The organism is Bacillus sp. MN7755 (assembly GCF_054771475.1).
Genome location: NZ_BTRL01000017.1, coordinates 268,544 through 289,134 on the forward strand (window position 1 = coordinate 268,544; position 20,591 = coordinate 289,134).

Annotated in this window: 24 protein-coding genes; 6 read left to right on the forward strand and 18 right to left on the reverse strand. The window is 39.2% G+C overall.

The features are described from left to right. Positions 1-77: 77 nt before the first annotated feature. Entirely contained in the window at positions 78-1,484 is a 1,407-nt protein-coding gene (gene pepV, locus ACYVEC_RS20645) for a dipeptidase PepV (RefSeq protein WP_460508104.1), read from the reverse strand. A 357-nt stretch (positions 1,485-1,841) separates the two neighbouring features. Here pepV and ACYVEC_RS20650 point away from each other — a divergent pair, with 357 nt between their 5' ends. Then, on the forward strand, positions 1,842-2,063 hold the full coding sequence (locus ACYVEC_RS20650; protein WP_000805512.1) for a DeoR family transcriptional regulator: 222 nt from the start codon (positions 1,842-1,844) through the stop codon (positions 2,061-2,063). An 81-nt stretch (positions 2,064-2,144) separates the two neighbouring features. Here ACYVEC_RS20650 and ACYVEC_RS20655 read toward each other — a convergent pair whose 3' ends face one another. Further along, positions 2,145-2,873 carry a pseudouridine synthase gene (locus ACYVEC_RS20655; protein ID WP_060632590.1) on the reverse strand — a complete coding sequence of 243 codons (729 nt, stop codon included), beginning with the start codon at positions 2,871-2,873 and terminating at the stop codon, positions 2,145-2,147. 41 nt (positions 2,874-2,914) lie between these two features. Next, positions 2,915-4,567 (reverse strand): putative polysaccharide biosynthesis protein, encoded by a 1,653-nt coding sequence (locus ACYVEC_RS20660; RefSeq protein WP_063222441.1) that lies wholly within the window; start codon positions 4,565-4,567, stop codon positions 2,915-2,917. A gap of 254 nt (positions 4,568-4,821) precedes the next feature. Between ACYVEC_RS20660 and ACYVEC_RS20665 the strand changes: the two genes are divergently transcribed. Then, positions 4,822-6,093, forward strand: coding sequence for a BaiN/RdsA family NAD(P)/FAD-dependent oxidoreductase (locus tag ACYVEC_RS20665; protein WP_098556292.1), 1,272 nt, complete (start codon positions 4,822-4,824; stop codon positions 6,091-6,093). 186 nt (positions 6,094-6,279) lie between these two features. Continuing rightward, positions 6,280-7,716: an MDR family MFS transporter gene (locus tag ACYVEC_RS20670; RefSeq protein WP_460508107.1), complete on the forward strand. Its 1,437-nt coding sequence runs from the start codon at positions 6,280-6,282 to the stop codon at positions 7,714-7,716. Between the two features lie 31 nt (positions 7,717-7,747). On the opposite strand, the gene ACYVEC_RS20675 is transcribed toward ACYVEC_RS20670, so the two are convergent. Then, the gene (locus tag ACYVEC_RS20675) at positions 7,748-8,071 is read right to left on the reverse strand and encodes an ArsR/SmtB family transcription factor (protein ID WP_000098837.1); all 324 of its coding nucleotides are present in this window, start codon (positions 8,069-8,071) and stop codon (positions 7,748-7,750) included. After that, positions 8,072-8,503, reverse strand: coding sequence for an SRPBCC family protein (locus ACYVEC_RS20680; RefSeq protein ID WP_063222438.1), 432 nt, complete (start codon positions 8,501-8,503; stop codon positions 8,072-8,074). It abuts the gene before it with no gap. A gap of 424 nt (positions 8,504-8,927) precedes the next feature. Here ACYVEC_RS20680 and ACYVEC_RS20685 point away from each other — a divergent pair, with 424 nt between their 5' ends. Beyond that, on the forward strand, positions 8,928-9,155 hold the full coding sequence (locus ACYVEC_RS20685; RefSeq protein ID WP_063222437.1) for a DUF3973 domain-containing protein: 228 nt from the start codon (positions 8,928-8,930) through the stop codon (positions 9,153-9,155). Positions 9,156-9,189: 34 nt separating this feature from the next. Here the strand turns inward: ACYVEC_RS20685 and ACYVEC_RS20690 are convergent, their stop codons facing one another. Both ACYVEC_RS20690 and ACYVEC_RS20695 read right to left on the reverse strand, forming a co-directional pair. Continuing rightward, positions 9,190-9,372, reverse strand: a complete 183-nt coding sequence (locus tag ACYVEC_RS20690; RefSeq protein ID WP_000621751.1) for a sporulation protein Cse60 — start codon at positions 9,370-9,372, stop codon at positions 9,190-9,192. Between the two features lies 1 nt (position 9,373). Next, positions 9,374-9,610, reverse strand: coding sequence for a DUF2553 family protein (locus ACYVEC_RS20695; protein ID WP_063222436.1), 237 nt, complete (start codon positions 9,608-9,610; stop codon positions 9,374-9,376). Between the two features lie 253 nt (positions 9,611-9,863). Between ACYVEC_RS20695 and ACYVEC_RS20700 the strand changes: the two genes are divergently transcribed. Next, positions 9,864-10,358 carry a CarD family transcriptional regulator gene (locus ACYVEC_RS20700; RefSeq protein ID WP_080468432.1) on the forward strand — a complete coding sequence of 165 codons (495 nt, stop codon included), beginning with the start codon at positions 9,864-9,866 and terminating at the stop codon, positions 10,356-10,358. A gap of 74 nt (positions 10,359-10,432) precedes the next feature. Here the strand turns inward: ACYVEC_RS20700 and ACYVEC_RS20705 are convergent, their stop codons facing one another. From ACYVEC_RS20705 to moeA, 7 genes are all read right to left on the reverse strand, one after another. Next, positions 10,433-11,218, reverse strand: a complete 786-nt coding sequence (locus ACYVEC_RS20705; RefSeq protein WP_063222434.1) for a glucose 1-dehydrogenase — start codon at positions 11,216-11,218, stop codon at positions 10,433-10,435. Positions 11,219-11,231: 13 nt separating this feature from the next. Continuing rightward, entirely contained in the window at positions 11,232-12,089 is an 858-nt protein-coding gene (glcU, locus tag ACYVEC_RS20710; protein WP_063222433.1) for a glucose uptake protein GlcU, read from the reverse strand. A gap of 33 nt (positions 12,090-12,122) precedes the next feature. Next, positions 12,123-12,545 carry a DUF3888 domain-containing protein gene (locus tag ACYVEC_RS20715; RefSeq protein ID WP_063222432.1) on the reverse strand — a complete coding sequence of 141 codons (423 nt, stop codon included), beginning with the start codon at positions 12,543-12,545 and terminating at the stop codon, positions 12,123-12,125. A 93-nt stretch (positions 12,546-12,638) separates the two neighbouring features. After that, positions 12,639-12,872 carry a molybdopterin converting factor subunit 1 gene (gene moaD, locus ACYVEC_RS20720; protein ID WP_063222431.1) on the reverse strand — a complete coding sequence of 78 codons (234 nt, stop codon included), beginning with the start codon at positions 12,870-12,872 and terminating at the stop codon, positions 12,639-12,641. 2 nt (positions 12,873-12,874) lie between these two features. After that, positions 12,875-13,339 carry a molybdopterin synthase catalytic subunit MoaE gene (gene moaE, locus ACYVEC_RS20725; RefSeq protein WP_063222430.1) on the reverse strand — a complete coding sequence of 155 codons (465 nt, stop codon included), beginning with the start codon at positions 13,337-13,339 and terminating at the stop codon, positions 12,875-12,877. Beyond that, entirely contained in the window at positions 13,336-13,851 is a 516-nt protein-coding gene (mobB, locus tag ACYVEC_RS20730) for a molybdopterin-guanine dinucleotide biosynthesis protein B (protein ID WP_063222429.1), read from the reverse strand. Before mobB ends, moaE begins: the two co-directional genes overlap by 4 nt. Next, positions 13,821-15,110, reverse strand: a complete 1,290-nt coding sequence (moeA, locus tag ACYVEC_RS20735) for a molybdopterin molybdotransferase MoeA (protein WP_063222428.1) — start codon at positions 15,108-15,110, stop codon at positions 13,821-13,823. The genes mobB and moeA overlap by 31 nt, the downstream gene beginning before the upstream one ends. An 83-nt stretch (positions 15,111-15,193) precedes the next feature. Between moeA and moaC the strand changes: the two genes are divergently transcribed. Further along, entirely contained in the window at positions 15,194-15,679 is a 486-nt protein-coding gene (moaC, locus tag ACYVEC_RS20740; RefSeq protein WP_063222427.1) for a cyclic pyranopterin monophosphate synthase MoaC, read from the forward strand. A 38-nt stretch (positions 15,680-15,717) separates the two neighbouring features. Here the strand turns inward: moaC and ACYVEC_RS20745 are convergent, their stop codons facing one another. The 4 genes from ACYVEC_RS20745 to ACYVEC_RS20760 form a co-directional block, all read right to left on the reverse strand. Beyond that, on the reverse strand, positions 15,718-16,731 hold the full coding sequence (locus ACYVEC_RS20745; protein WP_460508116.1) for a molybdopterin-synthase adenylyltransferase MoeB: 1,014 nt from the start codon (positions 16,729-16,731) through the stop codon (positions 15,718-15,720). 16 nt (positions 16,732-16,747) lie between these two features. Further along, positions 16,748-17,761: a GTP 3',8-cyclase MoaA gene (moaA, locus tag ACYVEC_RS20750; protein WP_063222425.1), complete on the reverse strand. Its 1,014-nt coding sequence runs from the start codon at positions 17,759-17,761 to the stop codon at positions 16,748-16,750. A gap of 324 nt (positions 17,762-18,085) precedes the next feature. Next, entirely contained in the window at positions 18,086-20,131 is a 2,046-nt protein-coding gene (locus tag ACYVEC_RS20755) for a BclA C-terminal domain-containing protein (protein WP_460508119.1), read from the reverse strand. Positions 20,132-20,250: 119 nt separating this feature from the next. After that, complete coding sequence (locus tag ACYVEC_RS20760) at positions 20,251-20,574, reverse strand: hypothetical protein (RefSeq protein ID WP_063222423.1); 324 nt, start codon at positions 20,572-20,574, stop codon at positions 20,251-20,253. Positions 20,575-20,591: the final 17 nt, after the last annotated feature.

Consider the following 20,591-nt stretch of genomic DNA (forward strand, 5'->3'; position numbering starts at 1 on the left):
TGCTTTTCTTTCTTATCTCATTCAGGTAAAAAGAAGCCGCCCTCCAAAATAGAGAGCGGTCATTATTTATATATCCATTATTTCGCTAATTCATGAATTGCTTGCGCGTAAATTGCTGTTGCTTTTAATAAGTCTTCAATTTCAATATACTCATCTTTTTGGTGAGCAAGTTCTTCTTTTCCAGGGAATAGCGGGCCAAATGCAACACCAGCTTTTAATGAACGAGCGTAAGTACCACCGCCGATTGCTAATAGTTCCGCTTTCTCGCCTGTTTGTTCTTCGTATACACGTTGCAGCGTACGAATTAACACGTGATCTTTATCGACGTGATGCGGGCGAGAGTTTGAATAATCCGCCACTTCAAATCCATGAGTACCAACATATTCTTTTAAATTCGTAATCATTTCTTCAAAGTTAGTTGTAACCGGGTAACGTACATTTAATCCTAAATTACCACCGTTCTCTTCCGTATAAGAAAGGCGACCGACATTCACTGTTAACGGACCGCTAATATCATCTTTATAAGAAATACCAGCTTTCTCTCCTAAAATATCTCCTGTAAATGTTTCTGTTACAAACGATGCAAACGAAGCACCTTTTCCATCAAGAGCAACTTTCGTTAAGAAGTTTGCCAGTAATAAACCTGCATTCTCACCCTTCTCCGGAGTAGATCCGTGAGCAGAAATCCCTTTAATTTGCAATGTTACTGTATTACCTTCTACAATTGCTTCACCTATTTTTTTAGCAGTTTGTAAATACTCTTCATATGCTATTGTAAGTGCATTTACATCTTCTCCTGTAATAATCGCTTCTGCAAAATCAGGAACCATATTTAAACGGCGACCTGATTCAAATGAAACAAGTTCATATGTACCTTTCTTCTCTTCACTATCATTTTGCACAACTTGTATATCAGAAATTCCTTTTTCTGCATTAATAATTGGAAAGTCCGCGTCTGGCGCAAAACCGATTGTTGGCATTTCTTCGTTTTTAAAGTAATGATCTACACATTTCCAATTGCTTTCCTCATCTGTTCCTAAAATCATACGAACACGTTTTGAAAGAGGTAAACCTAATTCTTTCACAATTTTCATCGCATAATAGGCTGCCATTGTTGGGCCTTTATCGTCAATTGCACCACGTGCAAAAATCTTTCCGTCGCGAATATCTGCACTATATGCAGGAGTTGTCCAGCCATCTCCTTCTGGTACAACGTCAACGTGACAAAGAATACCTACTAACTCTTCTCCTTGTCCCATTTCAAGATGACCTGCATACCCTTCTAAATTTTTAGAAGCAAAACCTTCAGCTTCTCCTTTATGTAACATGAAAGATAACGCTTTTTCTACACCTTCACCGAATGGTGCGCCCTCTTTCGCCGATTCTTCTTCCCATACACTTTTAATTTGTAAAAATTGTTGTGTATCACTAATTAAATCATCTTTTCGTTTTGCAACTTCTTCTGTCCAATTAATTGCTGACATCACGCATCCATCCTTCACTATATCGTTTCTTTCATCATAACAAACCGAAATCTCTTATGCCATACACGAAAATCAAATACCGAACAATTGTAATATTTCAGATATTTCTCATTAGTTTTTCTTTTATTTTTTCAAAAAAATTTGCAGGAATTTGGCGTTTTGCGTAGAATTTTATGTGTTAGTTGACTGACCATATATACAATGTCAACTACCAATATTTTTCTATATGAATATTTGTTAAACTTTTGTAAAATTTAAGTAGATTAAAGCATGAATTTTATCATGTAGAGTACAATGGTAGTAACGACCTTCTTTCCTGAATGGGGTCAAAAAAACTAGTAGAGGAGTGGTTTTCTCTTGAAACCTACAACTACTCGTATGCTAACACGCATTAAATCAATTTATATGTACATCAATGAAAACGGAACGGTAACGACGAAAGACCTTGTAGATGAGTTCGGGATCACACCGCGAACGATACAACGTGATCTAAATGTGTTGCAGTTTAATGAACTCGTGTATAGCCCTTGCCGCGGTAAGTGGACAACAACAGGAAAGAAAGTGAGAATGACCTCATAACGAAAAATAATTGTATGTAAATAAATACATACCCCTTTCTAACTCATTAGAAAGGGGTCTTTTCTGCGCCTAAAAACAGCACTATTTCTCAGTATCTACTTGATATGTTTTTAACATCTCTACTTCTTCATCTGATAGCTCTCGGTATTCTCCAAGTTCTAGCTCTTCATCTAACACTAACGGTCCCATCTCTGTTCTCTTTAGATAGACTACTTTTTTCCCTACAGCTTCAAACATACGCTTCACTTGATGGAACTTTCCTTCTGTAATAACAAGCTCGATTTCAGAAACATCATCGCTTTTTAATATAGTAAGTGCACCAGGCTTTGTTTCATAGCCATCATCTAAAATAACACCTTTAGCAAACTCTTTTACATCCTCTTCAGTTACTACCCCTGCAACATGTGCATAATATTTTTTCGGCACATGCTTTTTCGGAGATAACAATTGATGCGATAACTTCCCGTCATTTGTTATCAATAAGAAACCTTCCGTATCAATATCAAGTCGTCCAACTGGGAACGGATCAAAGATTGCATCTTCTAACTCTAATAAATCTATTACCGTTTCATGATTATCATCTTCTGTCGCTGAAATAACGCCCTGTGGTTTATGCATCATTAAGTAAACAAACTCTTTATATTCCACAACTTCACCGTGAATCATAACCTCTTGTTCTTCTACATTTACATGAACCTTTGCATCTTTCACTGGCGTTCCATCAATTTTCACAACGCCGTCTTTCAATAATTTCTTTACTTCTTTTCTACTTCCATATCCCATATTCGCTAATAATTTATCTAATCTCACGTTTTTCACCTTCTTTATTTATCATAGAAAAGGGGACGTAATTACGCCCCTTTTGATTTCAACTTTATTTTGAATCTATTGCCAAGTTTACGTTGGATTTTCTCTAACGCTTCTCCGCCAAATACTCTTTCAAGTACTCCTGTGCGAATTGCTAACACTCCGTAAACAAGACCACCAATACCGGCACAAATCGCAACTGTTATAAGAGCACCCATACGGCCATCAGGCGAAATCATGAAGGATAGAATCCATTGTGATAGTTTTACCGCCACGACCATTACAAGTGTTAATATTGCAATTTGGAATGTTCTTTTATATACAACACCGAATGAATAGTGTGCATGCTTTTTAATTTGTCGATTTGTGTACCAAACAGAAGCTAAGAAACCAACTGCGGTCGCTAAAATCGCTCCTACTGTACCGAAATAACGAATAAAGATTACGTTACATACAAATTTCAAAATAACACCCATAACAAGCGCGACAATCGCATGTTTTTGCTGATTAATCCCTTGTAGAATTGCCGCTGTTACTGTAAATAAAGCGAATAACAACGCAACCGGTGCATACCACATTAATACTTGTCCACCTAATGGATCTGAGTCGTAAAACGCAGTATAAATCGGATATGCAAGTGTTGAAATACCGACAACTGCTGGCAATGTTAAGAACATATTTGCCTGGAATGTTTGTGTAATTTGTAACTTTAAATAACGATATTGTTTTTCAGTAAATGATTTTGTAATTGCTGGTACAAGCGTTAAACTAAACGCAGTCGCAAGTGATACAGGAATCATAATTAATTTATGCGTCCACATTGTGAAAATACCAAGTGCTCGCTCTGCGATATCACCTTGACCAATCGCTTGCATAATTGAGTTAAATGTCAATGTATCAATTTGTTGATATAAAGGAATTGTTAACCCAATTACAACGTAAGGAATCGCATATGCAAATAATTCTTTAAACAATTGAACGGTACTCACTGTCGACTCTGGTACAGTTTGTTCAATTAAATATTGATCCAAATGTTTTTTACGTTTTAACCAGTACCAAATTAATACGCCGAGTGCTCCAACCGCTGAAACGAACGCAGCAAATGTCGCTACTCCAACTGCTGTTGCAACTGTACCGCCAAGTACTTTAATAACGATAAAACTACCGGCTAATAAAAAGACGATACGAATAATTTGTTCAATAATTTGCGAAACAGTAGTCGGTCCCATCGATTGGTGACCTTGGAAATAACCACGAATTAAACTCGCTGCCGGTACAACAATAAGCGCAAAACTTACAAGGCGAATAATCGTCGTAACTTCTCCTATATTACTGTGTACACTTTGTTTACCAAGCATTGCTTCTGCAAACAACGGCGCCGTCATGTACAGTACTAGGAATGAAAGAACTCCTGTTACTATCATCATAACCATTCCCGAGCGGAACATTCTCCGGCTCGTTTTATAATCGCCAAGCGCATTATATTTGGAAACGAATTTTGAAACAGCAAGCGGCACCCCTGCCGTTGCAATACTTAAAAAGATCGTATATGGAATGTATCCATATGTATAGAGCGTTCCGCCTTCTGTCCCTACTAATGCATGAAACGGAAAGACGTAAATCATGCCTAAGAACTTCACTAAAAATGTCCCTAGCGTAACGATGAGCGTTCCGCGCAGAAATTTCGAATCGGACATACAAAAATCCTCCTACATCTACATAAAGTGAAACTATAATTAATTGAACTATTCGAGCATTCGAGAACTATTAGACTTCCCCTAACTCTTAAGGTTTTAGTCTTACAGCCCACAAATCGCAGGATAGTGCTGAACTCTAACTTTTGTATTGTACCACAATTCTCTCCTTAAGCAGTACTTCACTCTATTTTTCTTTTAAGGGAAAACATGCTATTCTTTTAGGCAGGAAATGTAGAAAATGAGGTCGATATATTATGCATTATGATGTTATTGTCATCGGCGGCGGGCCTTCTGGGCTAATGGCTGCAATCGGTGCTGCAGAAGAAGGCGCAAGCGTCTTACTTCTTGATAAAGGAAATAAACTAGGGCGTAAACTTGCGATTTCTGGTGGTGGCCGTTGTAACGTAACGAACCGTCTACCACTTGATGAGATCGTTAAACATATACCAGGAAACGGTCGCTTCTTATACAGCGCTTTTTCTATTTTTAATAATGAAGATATTATTACATTCTTCGAAAAGCTCGGTGTAAAACTGAAAGAAGAGGATCATGGCCGCATGTTCCCTGTTTCAAATAAAGCGCAATCGGTAGTAGACGCACTTTTAACACGATTAAACGACTTAGGTGTAAAAATCCGTACGAATACACCTGTTGAAACAATTGAATATGAGAACGGTCAAACGAAAGCAGTTGTACTAAAGACTGGCGAAGTGTTAGAAACAAATCACGTCGTTATCGCTGTTGGCGGAAAATCAGTTCCTCAAACTGGTTCTACTGGAGACGGATATGCTTGGGCTGAAAAAGGTGGTCATACGATTACAGAATTATTCCCAACAGAAGTACCAATCCTTTCAAACGAACCATTTATTCGAGACCGTTCATTGCAAGGACTCGCTTTACGAGACGTAAACTTAAGTGTATTAAACCCGAAAGGAAAAGCTATCATTTCTCACAAAATGGACATGCTCTTCACTCATTTCGGCTTATCTGGTCCTGCTGCCCTTCGCTGTAGTCAATTCGTTGTGAAAGCACTGAAAAAGTTCAAAACGAATACAGTGCAAATGAGCATCGATGCATTGCCAGAAGAAAATAGCGAACAACTATTCCAGCGCATGCTGAAACAAATGAAGGAAGATCCGAAAAAGGGAATTAAAAACGTGTTAAAAGGTTATGTTCCTGAGCGTTACTTCCTATTCTTATTAGAAAAAAATGAAATTGACGGTAGCGAACAAGCTGGACAAGTTTCCCACGAAAAGATTCGTGCACTTGTGAAAGACTTTAAAGAATTTACTGTGAATGTAAATGGTACGCAGTCAATTGAAAAAGCATTCGTTACTGGCGGCGGTGTGTCCGTTAAAGAAATTAACCCGAAAGAAATGTCTTCTAAATTTACGAATGGCCTATACTTCTGCGGGGAAGTTCTTGATATTCACGGTTATACTGGTGGCTATAATATTACATCTGCTCTCGTTACTGGTAGAATTGCCGGAACAACAGCTGGAGAAAACGCGAAAATGCAGTATTAAAAAAAGAAACAGGGATTCCTGTTTCTTTTTTTATAGGTATATCAGCGATTCCACAACAACATATATCGACTTACCGACAAATGCTCATTCTCCTTAAATTCCTAGTGCTTTTTTATTGCTTTATATACCTTAGTACCTTTATATTTTATATTGTTGAATATTTGAAAAAGGGTAAGGGGAAAACATATGAGAAAAAAAGTCATGATGTCTTTAATGCTAATGACGTTTCTTTCTGCGGTAGAAGGAACGATTGTTAGTACAGCAATCCCTCGTATAACGAGTGATTTGTCAGGCGTCGAACTTGTTAGTTGGGTATATGCAATTTATATGCTTGCAACAGCTGTTTCGACTCCAATATACGGAAAGCTCGCTGATTTATTCGGTCGTAAAAAAGTTTTACTAATCGGGGCTACAATCTTTTTAGTCGGTTCTGCACTTTGCGGAGTCGTTACATCGATGGAACAATTAATTTTCTTCCGCGCTCTTCAAGGTATAGGTGCTGGTGCTGTTATGCCGATCACAATGACAATTATTGGAGACTTATATAGCGAAGCGAAAGACCGCGCGAAAGCACAAGGCTGGATGAGTGCCGTTTGGGGTGTATCTGGTGTTATCGGACCGTTAGTAGGCGGATTTTTAGTGGATTCTCTTTCTTGGCGTTATATTTTCTTCTTAAACGTTCCATTCGGAATTATCGCTTGCTTAATGATTGCCATTTACTACAAAGAATCTATTAAGCCCGCTAAACACCATATCGATTATCTTGGTGCAACAGTCTTCTCACTGAGTACAATCGCTCTACTATATGCATTATTAACAGGTAGCAGCAAGCAAAACTGGGGAGACATAACAATTATCGGCCTATTAATCTTTGCCGTCGTTTCATTCATTATTTTCTTATTCATCGAGAAAAAATCTCCGGAACCATTAATTCCGTTATCACTTTTCTCTAACCGTACATTATCTACGATAAACATATTAACGCTTATTGCTGGTGCAATGATTATTAGTATTACAATGTACCTTCCAATTTGGAGCCAAGGTGTATTAGGAAAAAATGCGACAGAAGCCGGACTTATTTTAATGCCAATCCCGGTTATGTGGACATTTGGCGCTATTTTCTCTGGTAACTTAGTAGGCAAATTAAAAACAAAACAAATTATTTTACTTGGAGCTAGCATTTTATCAGTCGCTACGTTCTTATTATTTATACTATCAACAAATTCACCATCGTTCCTTATTTATGTAGCAGTCGGATTATTCGGCTTAGGAATGGGGCTTGTGACACCGATTTACATGGTAACAATTCAAGCAGCCGTACCAGCTCATACACGCGGAACAGCCGTTGGTTTAAACACATTTATTAATACATTTAGTCAAACGTTAGGTGCTGCAATATTCGGTACAATTTTCAATACCATGATTCACGCACGTGGTATTAAAAATCTTGATCTTGTATCTGGCGGACACGGCGGAACTACGGCAAACGTAGTAACCGAATCGCAATCCGCATTAGCATCAAGTGTACACGTCATTTATATGAGCACTTTCGTATTAGCAGTATTTACATTAATTATCGCTTGGCTTTTATTAAAGCCAGCTACACAAACAAGTGAGCAATAATAAAGAGGATGACCATTTTGGTCATCCTCTTTTATTCTTCATTCTCCACAATATGTTTCAGCATGGACAATTTATTATCCCAAAAACGTTCATAATATGAGAGCCACTGTTGTAATTCCTCTAATGGTTCTGGATGCAAACGATATATCTTCTCTCTTCCGCTTTTTCTTCCGCTTACTAAATTCGCTTCTGAAAGAATATGAAGGTGCTTTACAACTGCAGTACGACTCATCGGAAAATGATCCGTTATTTTGGAAATCGGTAACTCTTTGTCACTTAATAACCGTATTACTTCTCGGCGGGTTGGATCAGCAATCGCTTGAAATACATCATATTTCGCTGCTGATGATGACATTTAGCCTTCGACAACCTTTTTCAGTTTTTCATTTACAATCGTTACCCAGCCGCCGCTCATTCTATCGCGAATAATAGAGCTCTTCGCATTCGCTTTCGGAAGAATTTCATTAGGATGTTTCCAGCCGCCGTGAATTAACGTAAATTCTGTTTTGTTATCTCCTAAGTCTTTCAGATTAAATGAAACGACCCAGCCATCTGTATCCCATGAGAAAGATAGGTGGTTTGGCTCATCAATTTCTAATACTTTACATGGTGATGGTCCGAACGGTGATTGCACATGAAATTCATGTCCTACCTCTAATTTAAAATCATTTGGCATAAACCATGATGAAATCCCTTCTGCAGTTGATACTACATTCCATACTTTTTGAATAGACGCGTTAAAAACGATCGTTTGTTTAATATCATTTAATGTATGTTGTTGTTCCATTTTCATTCTCCTTTATTCGGCACTCAAATATAACACCTTTTGGTTGTATTTAGATGATATAACACCTTTTGGTTTCATGTCAATGTTGATTCTTTTTTACTGTTGAGAAATTCTCAACATTTTTTCAACAGGACAAACACCCTCTGAGCATTTCTTCATAATATACTCACAAAGGCAACAAAAAATAAAAAATTCTCTCAACATGAAACTCCATCATTCATCTTGAAAGAAGTGCCTTACGTATATCATGCGTATTTCGTCTCTCCTCCTTCCCTCAGGGACAATACGCGAGATATGAAAAATCAGAAGGAATATGCCCACCGTTTGAGTAGGTAGTTATTTCTCTTCTCCTCAACATTTCCTTAGGAGCGAAATGACTACCGACGCACTTTTTTCAAACAAAAATAAAAAGGGGATGAAAGCTATGTTCTATTGCATTAACTGCTCTGACATTCACCATGAAAAACATCCGAATGATAAAGTATTCAAAAACGGTTTTTATATTGATCCGTTTTTAGGTGATCGTTATCACCTTGGTATGTGTAAAGATGCCCAAAATCATGAAACAGGGGAGCCGCTTTTAACGACAAAGAAATTAGGCACAACCCAATCTATTATGAGCGTATTACCGACACATGTTGTCCCAACATAAAACATAAAAAAGAGCTGGCTCACCCAGCTCTTTTTTATGCTTTATAAACGATCATTGCTGAAAAACAATAAATTTGGTTTTCGTCATCGTTAATGGAAACACCGACTTGGTACTTAATATCTACAAAGTTACTATCATCAATCTTTTTCAAAAAAACATTTACAGCGTCTTCTAAGTCTTTTTCGTGACTTTCATCAAACACTTTTACACGAATCATGTTAACACCATCCTAGATCGCAGCCCTCCGCCGCTTGATTATTGCCACGGTGCGTATCTATGATGCGATAAAATTTTCCGTTTTCATATATATATCCGTCTTCTAACACATATTGTTTACCTTCAGTATAGACATAAAACTTACCTATCATAAATTTACTCGTATATAATTCCAAATAATCTGGTCTAAATTTAGCTACCACTTTATTTGTAATATCAATTTTTATTGTGTGCCCCACCTTCTCTCCCTCCTTTGCAAAGAACGGATTTAGGTATATTGTATTAGCGATTTTACATTTTATGCTTAAAAATAAGTGGATATGCCTTCTTTCTTCACCTGCACTATTTTTCTAAAAAATCATCAATAAGTCAGGACAAAAAATATAAATAAAAAAGACCTTTTACTTATTGACTATAACATTAACATTATGGTATTATATAAAATTTGACATTTTTATTCACTTGTGCTATCATTAAAGATGGTTACCACATATGGAGGTGGATGATTTGTTTCAAATTGGTGATAAAATCGTTTATCCAATGAACGGCGCAGGAGTCATCGAAGCCATTGAAGAGAAAGAAATATTAGGGACTACCCGTCAATATTGTGTGATACGTATCATTAGTAAAGATATGCAAGTAATGCTTCCTATGGATCAATTACAAAAATCAGGTATTCGTTTTATCGTAGATAAATGTACGTTAGATGATATACTTCTTGAATTTCAAAACGGGGAATCAGATACATCACTTTCCTGGAAACAAAGATATACAATGAATATGGAAAAAATGAAAAACGGCAATCTGCAAGATAGTGCAGAAGTTGTTCGAGATTTACTTCGCCGCAATAAAGAAAGAGCTTTAAATGCGAGCGAAAAACAAATGCTAGATAATGCACGTAAAATGATGATTAGCGAAGTTGCGCTCGTACAAAACGTTTCTGAACATCAAGCGACAGAATTTCTTCAAGAAACAATTAATCATTAAATTTAAAATAGCTAATCGCTATTTTTTTTTGCAAAAAAAAGGACAAAGAGATCAAATTCTTTGTCCTTTTCATATTATCCACGCCCAGCTTGGAACGATGGGTATAAAGTCATTCCACCATCTGCAAATAACGTAATTCCAGTCACGTAACTCGCCTCTGATGAAGCGAGCCAAGTTGCTACTGCCGCGATTTCTTCTGGCTTTCCAATGTAGCCCATCGGTATCATACTTTCTACGTCAGCACGTTTTTTAGGATCAGCAAACTTTTCGGCATTAATTGGTGTATTTATTGCACCTGGACCAATATTATTTACTCGAATACCTTTCGGTGCATATTCTAACGCTAACGTTTCTGTCATCAGTTTAATACCGCCCTTACTCGCTGCATAGTGCACAAATAATGGCCATGGAATTTTCTCATGAACACTAGACATATTAATGACAGATCCTTTAATATCGTGTTCCACAAAATATTTAATCGCTTCACGACTTCCTAAAAAAGCGCCTGTTAAATTCGTATTGATTACTTTATTCCAATCTTCAAGCGGCATTTCATGCGATGGTACCGCGTTTTCTATCCCTGCATTATTAATCATAACGTCGAGCGTACCAAACTCTTTTACTGCAGATTGAATGAGATTCGCAACATCCGATTCACTCGTGACATCACCTTTTACAGCAATCGCTTCTCCGCCTACTTTTTTAATTTCTTCTAGTACATCATGCGCTTCTGACTCTCGTGAGCGATAGTTAATCACTACTTTCGCCTTCTCCTCAGCAAACCTTACTCCCATCGCTCTCCCAAGACCAGTTGCTGATCCTGTAATAACGACAACCTTCCCTGCTAAATCACTATACATTCCAATACCTCCTTTAACTTTTTGCAATACCTAACATAATTCCGGCTGCAATAATAAAAACGATACCGACAACAATCCCCGTTAATTGACGTTTCGTTTTTCTTTCACCTAATATAAGAATCCCGCCAAGCGTTGAAATAATAATTCCCATTTGTGATAGAGAAAAACTTGTTGCCACTCCGACACGCGGCTGAGAAATGAATAAAAACATATTTCCAGCTGCCCAAATTAATCCCGGAATAATATTTCGTAGCGCATATTTATTAAATGGATGATGTTTAAAAGTAAGCAAAATCCCTCCTAACACCATACCAACTGCTTGTGGCAATAAAGCTGACCAACCATCTACATGAAATAGTCTAATCACTACTACATAAACTAAGTAACCGACTGTTGAAATCAATAAAATGATAATGCCCTTTTTAAAATTCCCCGCTTGCTCTGCACTTTTTTCTTCTTCACTTTGAAGGGATGTTAAAATAACACCGATAATAATACAAATAAGAGCCAAAACACCAAGGACAACTGATATTGTCGTAGACCACTCATGAAATACGATAACTCCAAATAAAGTCGTCGCAACTAATTGAAGTCCTGTTGAAATGGGCATGGTCCTCGAAACGCCCATTAAATCAATACTTTTTAATTGATTCGCCTGACCAAGTGCCCAAAATAAACCTGACACAATCCCAACTCCAATAACAGTAGGAGTTAATACTGGCTTCATAAAAATATAAACAACAATCGAGAAAATAAGTGCGCCAAGTGTTGTACCAAGCGTTTGACTATACGGTCCCCCGCCCAGTTTCACGTTAAATAGCACAATACTTCCCCAAAATATAGCTGGTAAAATCGCTAAAAGTATGTCCATCGCTCATTACCTTTCTTTACGAAATGTCTTCAGTTACCGTTCTACACCATTAGAATGTGCTTTCATTTTTGCCTTCGCCCGTGCACAAACCTTTTCTGCGATCGCACTAGACACATTTTTTTGTCGCTCAACTTCCTTTATCTTTATGTGATCTAAATTGTCTTCCAAGGTAAGTGTAACTTTGTCATTAGGCGGGTTATGTGCACCTTGAAATGTGAGAAATTGTAAGGTCACTTCAAATCTAGGAACGAACTCATCTTTCTTACCGAGACGCTTTATATTTATAACGGAATCACATTCATATTGATCTTCTGTCGCTTGCCTTATCACAGAGTAATATCGATTTAATAGCGCACTTTCTAAAAGTTGTTCATCCGATTCTTTTGCCAAAGAATAGCTTGGCAAAAAGGAAAAGATAGAACATATCATTGTTAGCATTACACATAGTTTTTTCATAACGCCCTCCTTGTTCTATACATTAGTGTTCTCAAAACTGCCATAAAAAAACGACTTTCCCCATTCAGGAAAGTCGTTTTAATGAATCCAATATTAACCACCGCTCACTGGTGGGATTAGTGCAACAACATCACCAGATTGGATCTTATCATCTTCATTTGCATATTCTTCATTAATCGCAACCATAATTGGCGCTGTTACTGGTACATTATATTCTTTCGCAACAATATCTTTTAACTCTGCAACCGTAATATTTTCTTTCTCTATTTGTAATTCACTTCTTCCTGCTTCCTCTTGCAAGTTCGCAAATAACAATACTCGAATCATACTTATAGCTCCTTCCCAGGCTCTCCCGCCGGATATGGCGTTTTTTCTAATTGATCACCAATCCAAGAGTCACCATCTTCCCAAAATTCCTTTTTCCAAATTGGAACAATTTGTTTTATACGTTCCATAATATATTCATTCGCTTCATAGGCCGCTTTACGATGCGGTGTTGAAACAGCAACAACAACCGCGATATCAGAAATTTGCAGTGTACCGATGCGATGTGTAATTGCAACGTATGTACCTGGCCATTTTTCTTTCACTTCTGAACCAATTTTCTCTAGCATCTTTTCTGCCATCGTTTTATAAGCGACATATTCTAAGTATAATGTACGACGCCCTTTCGTAAACTCTCTAACCGTTCCAATAAATGTTGTAACAGCACCACATTCGCGGCGAATAACCTTATTCGCTACCTCTTCAATTGAAATTTCTGTATCAATTACTTCATAATACGTATGTGTCATTTCGCACTCCTTACCGTTTGTAAAAACCAGTCTATATACAACTCTTCTTCTGTTATATGAAATACTTTATATTCTTCTCGTAAGTTTGCCGGAGCATCATGCCACGTAATAACCGCTACTATATTTTCTACTTTATGTAAAAGTTCAACGTCTTCTTCAGAACGAAGTAACACCACTTTCGAATAGCTCTCTTTTTTATAGCCCTCAATTAAAATTGTATCCACTTCAAAAAACTCGTATAAGCGAATAATTTCTTGCAAGGACCATTCCTCTCTTAATGACGATAGTGAAAGTAATCCAGCGCCTTCTACACTACTTACGACAGCACCGGCCTTTCGATGCCTTTCACTATCTTTTTGCGCTACTTCTGGAAACCCTCCATGCCCGTGATGTTTAATTGTAGCAACTTTCATTTTCCGTTCAGCTAATGCATGCACAATTTTCTCTACAAGTGTTGTTTTCCCGCTATTTTGATACCCTACTATTTGTAAGATTGAAGGGGCTTTGCCCATGGCCAATCACTTCCCTCAGCGTGCTCTAGCAATAATACAGACACTTTCATCCCTGCCTCAAATCCTCTCGTTCCTCCAGGCAACACAATAAAAGCATTTGCATCCGCAAGTGAAGATACAGCACTCGATTTATCTAAACCGACCGGCATCGCTTGTAATGCCCCGTCCACGATTGTCACCTTTGCTCTCACAAAACGAGTAAACGGATTTGGCTTTGGAAAATCTTTTTGTAAAATAGCATCAGCTCTATATACGTGAGGCTCATTCTCATACAAATATGTTTTTATAACCGGATGCACAAATAGCTCAAAGCCTACGTAGCAAGCTGATGGATTTCCTGATAAACCGAAAAGTAACTTTCCATCAACTTCAGCTACTGTCGTAACACTTCCTGGTCTCATTGCTATTTTATTAAAAAGTACATTCGCCTGTAATCTTTCATAAATAGCTGGCAAGTAGTCATAGTCTCCTACCGACACCCCGCCTGTCGTAATTAAAATATCAACCTCATTCATCGCCGATTGAACAGCTGTAAAACAAGCCTCTAACTCGTCGGCAAGTTGGCCATAATAACGAACTTTCCCTCCAGCTTTCCTAATTTGAGCTGCAATCATATAAGAGTTACTATTCCTAATTTTCCCCGGCTGTAACGACTCATGTACTTCTAGTAATTCACTTCCTGTCGTGACAATCCCAACAACAGGCTGTTTTACCACCTTCACAGTACTATATCCAAACGTCGCTAATAAGGCGGCAACACCTGGATTGATTACAGCACCTTTCTTAATAAGAACTTGATTTTGTTTTATATCTTCTCCTTTAAATGACACATTGTCACCACTATTAAAAGGACGCTTTAACTTCATATATGTTTTTCCGTTCTGCTCAAAACCTTCCGTCAGTTCTAGCATTACGACTGCATTACAATCCGCTGGAATAGCTGCCCCAGTCATAATACGAACCGCTTTAAAAGGCCCTACTTCATCTAAAAAAACAGATCCCGCTCCGATTTCTCCTATTACTTCAAATTCAACTGGATTTTCTTGCTTTGCTTCTTTCGTATCTTCTGCTCGAATTGCAAAACCATCGTAAGGAGAACGATTAAAATGAGGGACATCATGATCAGAGACAACATCCTCCCCAAGAATCCTCCCGTAACTTTCCGTAATAGAAACCTCTTCTACTTCACCATTCTTCGCATATTCCATTACCCTCTCTACTGCCTCAGCAACTTGAATTGGAATTCGTTTTTCTACCATCGTTTCTCACCTCATATTTGCAATTTTTTTTATCTCGATTAAACTTTATATATTAAATAGAAATTACTTCAAGGAGGAATTCCATGTCTTCATTTACACACTTTAATGACCAAGGACGCGCGAAGATGGTTGATATAAGCGACAAAAAAACAACCGTTCGAACAGCAATCGCATGCTCTAGCATTATCGTTACAAAAGAAATTTACGATAAAATCTCTCACAATGAAATTGGGAAAGGTGATGTATTAGCAGTTGCACAAATCGCAGGTATTATGGCTGCGAAACGCACTTCTGATATTATTCCAATGTGCCATCCTTTATTATTAAAAGGTGTTGACGTTTCTTTCGATTGGAAACAATCTGAAGAACAATATCGATTACTTATTGAAGTAAAAGTTAAAACAGAAGGTAGCACCGGTGTTGAAATGGAAGCTTTAACAGCTGCTTCCGCTACCGCTCTTACCGTGTACGATATGTGTAAAGCTGTTGATAAAGGTATGATTATTGGCGAAACGTACTTACTTGAAAAAACCGGTGGAAAAAGTGGAGATTATACGAGAAAGCCTTAATCTTCTCTCTGTTGAACCTAAAGGGTTTCCCTTTAGGTTCAACCTATATATCTTGCATATAAACGTTTTGCTACATTTATATCATTCGTCCCATGAATAAACGCCCTGCCATCTGTAAATAAAACAAAACGAAATTCCTCTACCGGAAATGATAATAAATACGGAGTAGCTTTTACATCCACACTTCTTTGTAAGCGCTTTTTAATTTCTTCTAAATTAACTTCATTCCGTACACCTGGACGGATTTGTACTGTATTCCGGCCACATAACACTTCTGTTTTCGTTTGTGCTTCAAATGTTAAACTCGGATATGTACGTAATCTTCCGCAAGATAAACACGTATCTTTTTTCTGTCTATTCACTTTAAATGCCATCTGTTGATTATTCCAAAGATCAAACGATAGCATCGTTTCGCGAAGCGCCCCAAAGTCTTCTACTAATATTTTCAGCGCCTCCGTTATTTGGTGCGCAACTACTAATTGCACTGCCGGCTGTATAATACCAGCCGTATCACATGTTGCCCCGCTCGCCGGATGCTCCATTAAACAGCGAAAACACGGTGTTTTTCCTGGTAAAATTGTATACGTTACTCCGTAACTTCCGACACAACCACCATATATCCACGGAATATTATACTTTTGTGAAATATCATTAATAAGAAGACGCGTTTCAAAATTATCTGTCGCATCTAATATTAAATCTACATCATTCACTAACTCTTCCATTTCTTGCACCGTTACATCCGTTACAACCGGATTTATTTCCACCTCAGAATTAATTGCTTTTAAATGTTCTGCCGCTGCTACCGCCTTCGGTTTATACTGCTTTGCGTCTTCTTCTGTATATAATTGTTGTCTTTGTAAATTGCTCCATTCTACATAATCACGATCCGCAATTGTTATTTTTCCAACCCCTGCTCTAACAATCGCTTCTGCATTCGCTGCACCGAGAGCACCAGCACCAATAATAAGCACATGCTTCTCTCTAATTTTTCTCTGTCCTTCTTCTCCAACACCAGAAAATAATATTTGTCTTGAATATCGCTCCTGCATACGATATCCCCCTTTCTTATCCTCCTATATAAGACATTTCAATTTTCGGACGATTCTTCGCACTTTCTTCTGTCCGTTCATCCGAATACCTATCTTTTCTATTCATCCATACATCTTGTATAACGCTTATTAACTCATCATCCGAAAGATTCCCTCTAAGAAGTTCCCTTATATCGAGTCCTTCTGTCGCAAATAAGCAAGTATAAAACTTTCCATCTGCCGAAATTCTCGCTCTCGTACAAGAGGAACAAAATGACTCAGAAACAGAAGTAATAAAACCGACTTCGACGTTTGTTCCAACGTAACGATATCGCTTCGCAACTTCACCGAAATAATGTGCTTCAGCTGGCTCAAGCGGATACACGCTATGAATCATCTCAATTAACTCTCGCTTCGTAACGACTTGATCAAAATTCCATCCATTTGTACTACCAACATCCATGAACTCAATAAACCTAAGCGTGATTCCTTGCTCTTTAAAATATGCAGCCATTGGAAGCACTTGATGATCGTTCATCCCTTTTTTCACAACCATGTTTACCTTTACATCAAGACCGGCCTCTTTTGCAGCCATTATTCCCTTTATAACAGGTTTCGTATTGATATTCCGGCCATTAATATCCTTAAATATATCGTCATCTATTGCATCCAAACTAACATTTACTCTATGTAATCCAGCTTCTTTTAATGCTTTTGCTTGTTTCGTTAAATGAATCGCATTTGTCGTTAACCCTATATCTACTAATCCATCAATTTTCACGAGACGCGCAATAAGCTTTGTTAAATCTTTACGAAGTAGTGGCTCGCCACCAGTAAGTCTAATTTTTCGTACACCGATACTAACAAATAGTTTTGCTAAACGCTCAATTTCATCAAACGTCAGTAAAAACTCATCTTTCAAAAAAGCATAATCTGGCCCAAAAACTTCCGCTGGCATACAATATGTACATCTAAAATTGCAACGATCAATGACAGATATGCGCAAATCTTGAAGTGGGCGTCCAAAAAAATCTGTAACCATCTCCTGCATCGCCACCCTCCCTTTCTGCCAAATTTCTCTCTTTTCATTCTATTATAATATATTTTCGAACTGCGATGTTTTTGCTCAAGTGAATAAAGTGAAACTTTCCTAACCAATTAAACTACCTACAAATAACGAGATAAAGTGAAACTTTAATCAGTGGGGGTTTTGTTCATCCCCCACTGATTATTAGTTGAACCAATCGGGCTTTTACGGGCAGTTGATCCCCCACCTAACTTCTTTGCTTCCGCTGAATTTTGAGGTGGGGGGCTTACTGCCCATTAATGCGGGATAAAAAACCTTGAAGCATAAAAGCCCAAGGTTTTCTTCTTATTAACTTAATCTAATAATCGTTAGAGTAGCTCCTGGCGTTGCCGTAGATAATGTAGCTATTGCAATTAATCCAAATAATTGCAGACTAATGGCAGCTCCAGCAGGCAAGCTAGTAATTATTGTTGCACTAAATGAACCAGTAGCCAAAGTCGGAGCGTTTATCGTTCCAGCAAGCGGACTACCATTTACAGTTATACGTGAACTTACGAGTAAAGAGGCTGTTAAATTTATTGTATAAGCTATATAGTAATTTCCTGCATTCGCAACTGTGAATACAGTATTCGTACCATTCACAGTGATTCCTGGACCAATATTTTGATTGTTCGGCAACGGTACATTCGTACCACCTAACAGAACAGAAATAGCACTTCCTGAAGTATTATTCGCAAATGCATACGTTGCAGTTGTACTAACTCCGGTCACACCAGTTGCTCCCGTAGACCCAGTTGCTCCAGCTCCGGTTGGACCGGTTGGACCTTGGATTCCTTGTGAACCGGTTGGACCCGTGTCCCCTGTTGGGCCTTGTGCACCCGTTGCTCCCGTGGCTCCGGTTGAACCTTGTGCACCCTGTATGCCCTGCGGACCTTGAATTCCTTCGGGACCTGTCGCTCCAGTCGCTCCCGTTGAACCTTGGATTCCTTGCACTCCTTGGGGACCTTGTGCTCCGGTTGCTCCTGTATCCCCTGTTGGACCTTGGGGACCTTGTAACCCTTGCACTCCTTGGGGACCAGTTGGACCTATTTCGCCTTGCACTCCTTGAATTCCTGTTGGGCCTTGTGGACCGGTCGGACCCTGTATACCTTGTATCCCTTGAATCCCCTGTGGACCTTGTGCTCCGGTTGCTCCCGTTTCTCCTGTCGCTCCTGTCACTCCAGTTGAGCCCATAACTCCGGTTGCTCCCGTTTCTCCTGTCGCTCCTGTCACTCCAGTTGAGCCCGTCGCTCCGGTATCTCCTGTTACTCCTGTCGAACCGGTTGCTCCTGTCGGGCCAGGTGGTCCGCCTGATGGACCTGTCACTCCCGTCGGACCTGATGGACCTGTTGGACCAGTCGGTCCGGCGGGTCCTCCAGAAGGACCAGTTACCCCTATTGGACCGGTATCCCCAGTTACTCCTGTTGGACCTTGGACTCCTTGAATTCCCTGCGGACCCTGTACTCCTTGCGCACCCGTCGGTCCTTGTATCCCTTGAATACCTTGAACTCCCTGTGTTCCCATTGGACCTGTTGGACCTATGTCACCTTGCACTCCTTGAACCCCTTGCGGACCCTCTGGACCTGTTGCTCCTATATTCCCTTGAACACCTTGAATTCCAGTTGCTCCTTGTGCCCCGGTTGCTCCTGTTACACCTTGAATCCCTTGTATTCCCTGTATTCCTTGCTGGCCTTCTGGTCCTGTCGCTCCTACCGGCCCTTGTACTCCCTGTATTCCTTGCTGGCCCTCTGGACCTGTTGCTCCAGCTGGTCCTGGCACTCCTTGTATTCCTTGCGGACCCTGAAGTCCTTCTGGCCCTTCTGGACCTGTTGGTCCTATCTCACCCATCGGACCTTGGATTCCTTGAACTCCTTGTGGTCCCGTTTCTCCTGATGGACCCGGTACTCCTTGGATTCCTTGAGGTCCCTCAGGTCCAGTAGCTCCAATTGGCCCCTGTAATCCCTGTATCCCCTGTATACCTTGTGCCCCAGTCGCTCCGGTTGGACCAATCGGACCTTGTAACCCTTGCACCCCTTGAGGGCCTGTCGCTCCTGTTGCTCCTTCTGGTCCCCTCAATCCTTGTGGCCCCTGCTGTCCTTCTGGACCAGTTGCACCCATTTGTCCAACTGGTCCTTGAATCCCTTGGACACCTTGAGGACCTGTCGGACCCATCTCCCCCATCGTACCTTGCAATCCTCTTGGTCCTTGTGGGCCAGTCGGACCTTGTGGACCGGTTGGACCAGTAATCCCAATGCCAGTAAATCCCGTTGGAACAGGAGGAAAAGTAGGTCCAATAAGATTTGGTGAAATTCTGAAATTAGAGTTTAATGAATTTTGTTTATCGCGCTCTTTCACACTTCCACCACCTACACACCATCTTTTTTACATAAAACAAACCTCTTCTTAATATGTATTTATAAAAACAATTTCAAAGACTATTTTTATTTCATATAAATAAAAACCCCCTTAATTTCTTAAGGGAGTCCTGCAGTTGAATCCATATTATCTGTATTCGGAACAGCTTGCGCTATACCCGATGTATTTACACTTTGCCCCATATTTGTTCCTGGTACAGTACCAGCAGGAGTACCCCTTGTATATGTTGTCGTCACAGAATCTCCCGGCTGTAAACAAAGCTTCGTCTCCGTCCCTATTACTGTAACAACGTCGATCCAAGTGCACCCCATCGAACCACTATACGATTTCGTAGCAGTAAATGAAGTATCACTCAAATTATCACCGGTAAATATATTTCCAGTGTTATTCACAATAACAAACTCTTTTATATGAGCAGGCATAATCACACTCTACCTTT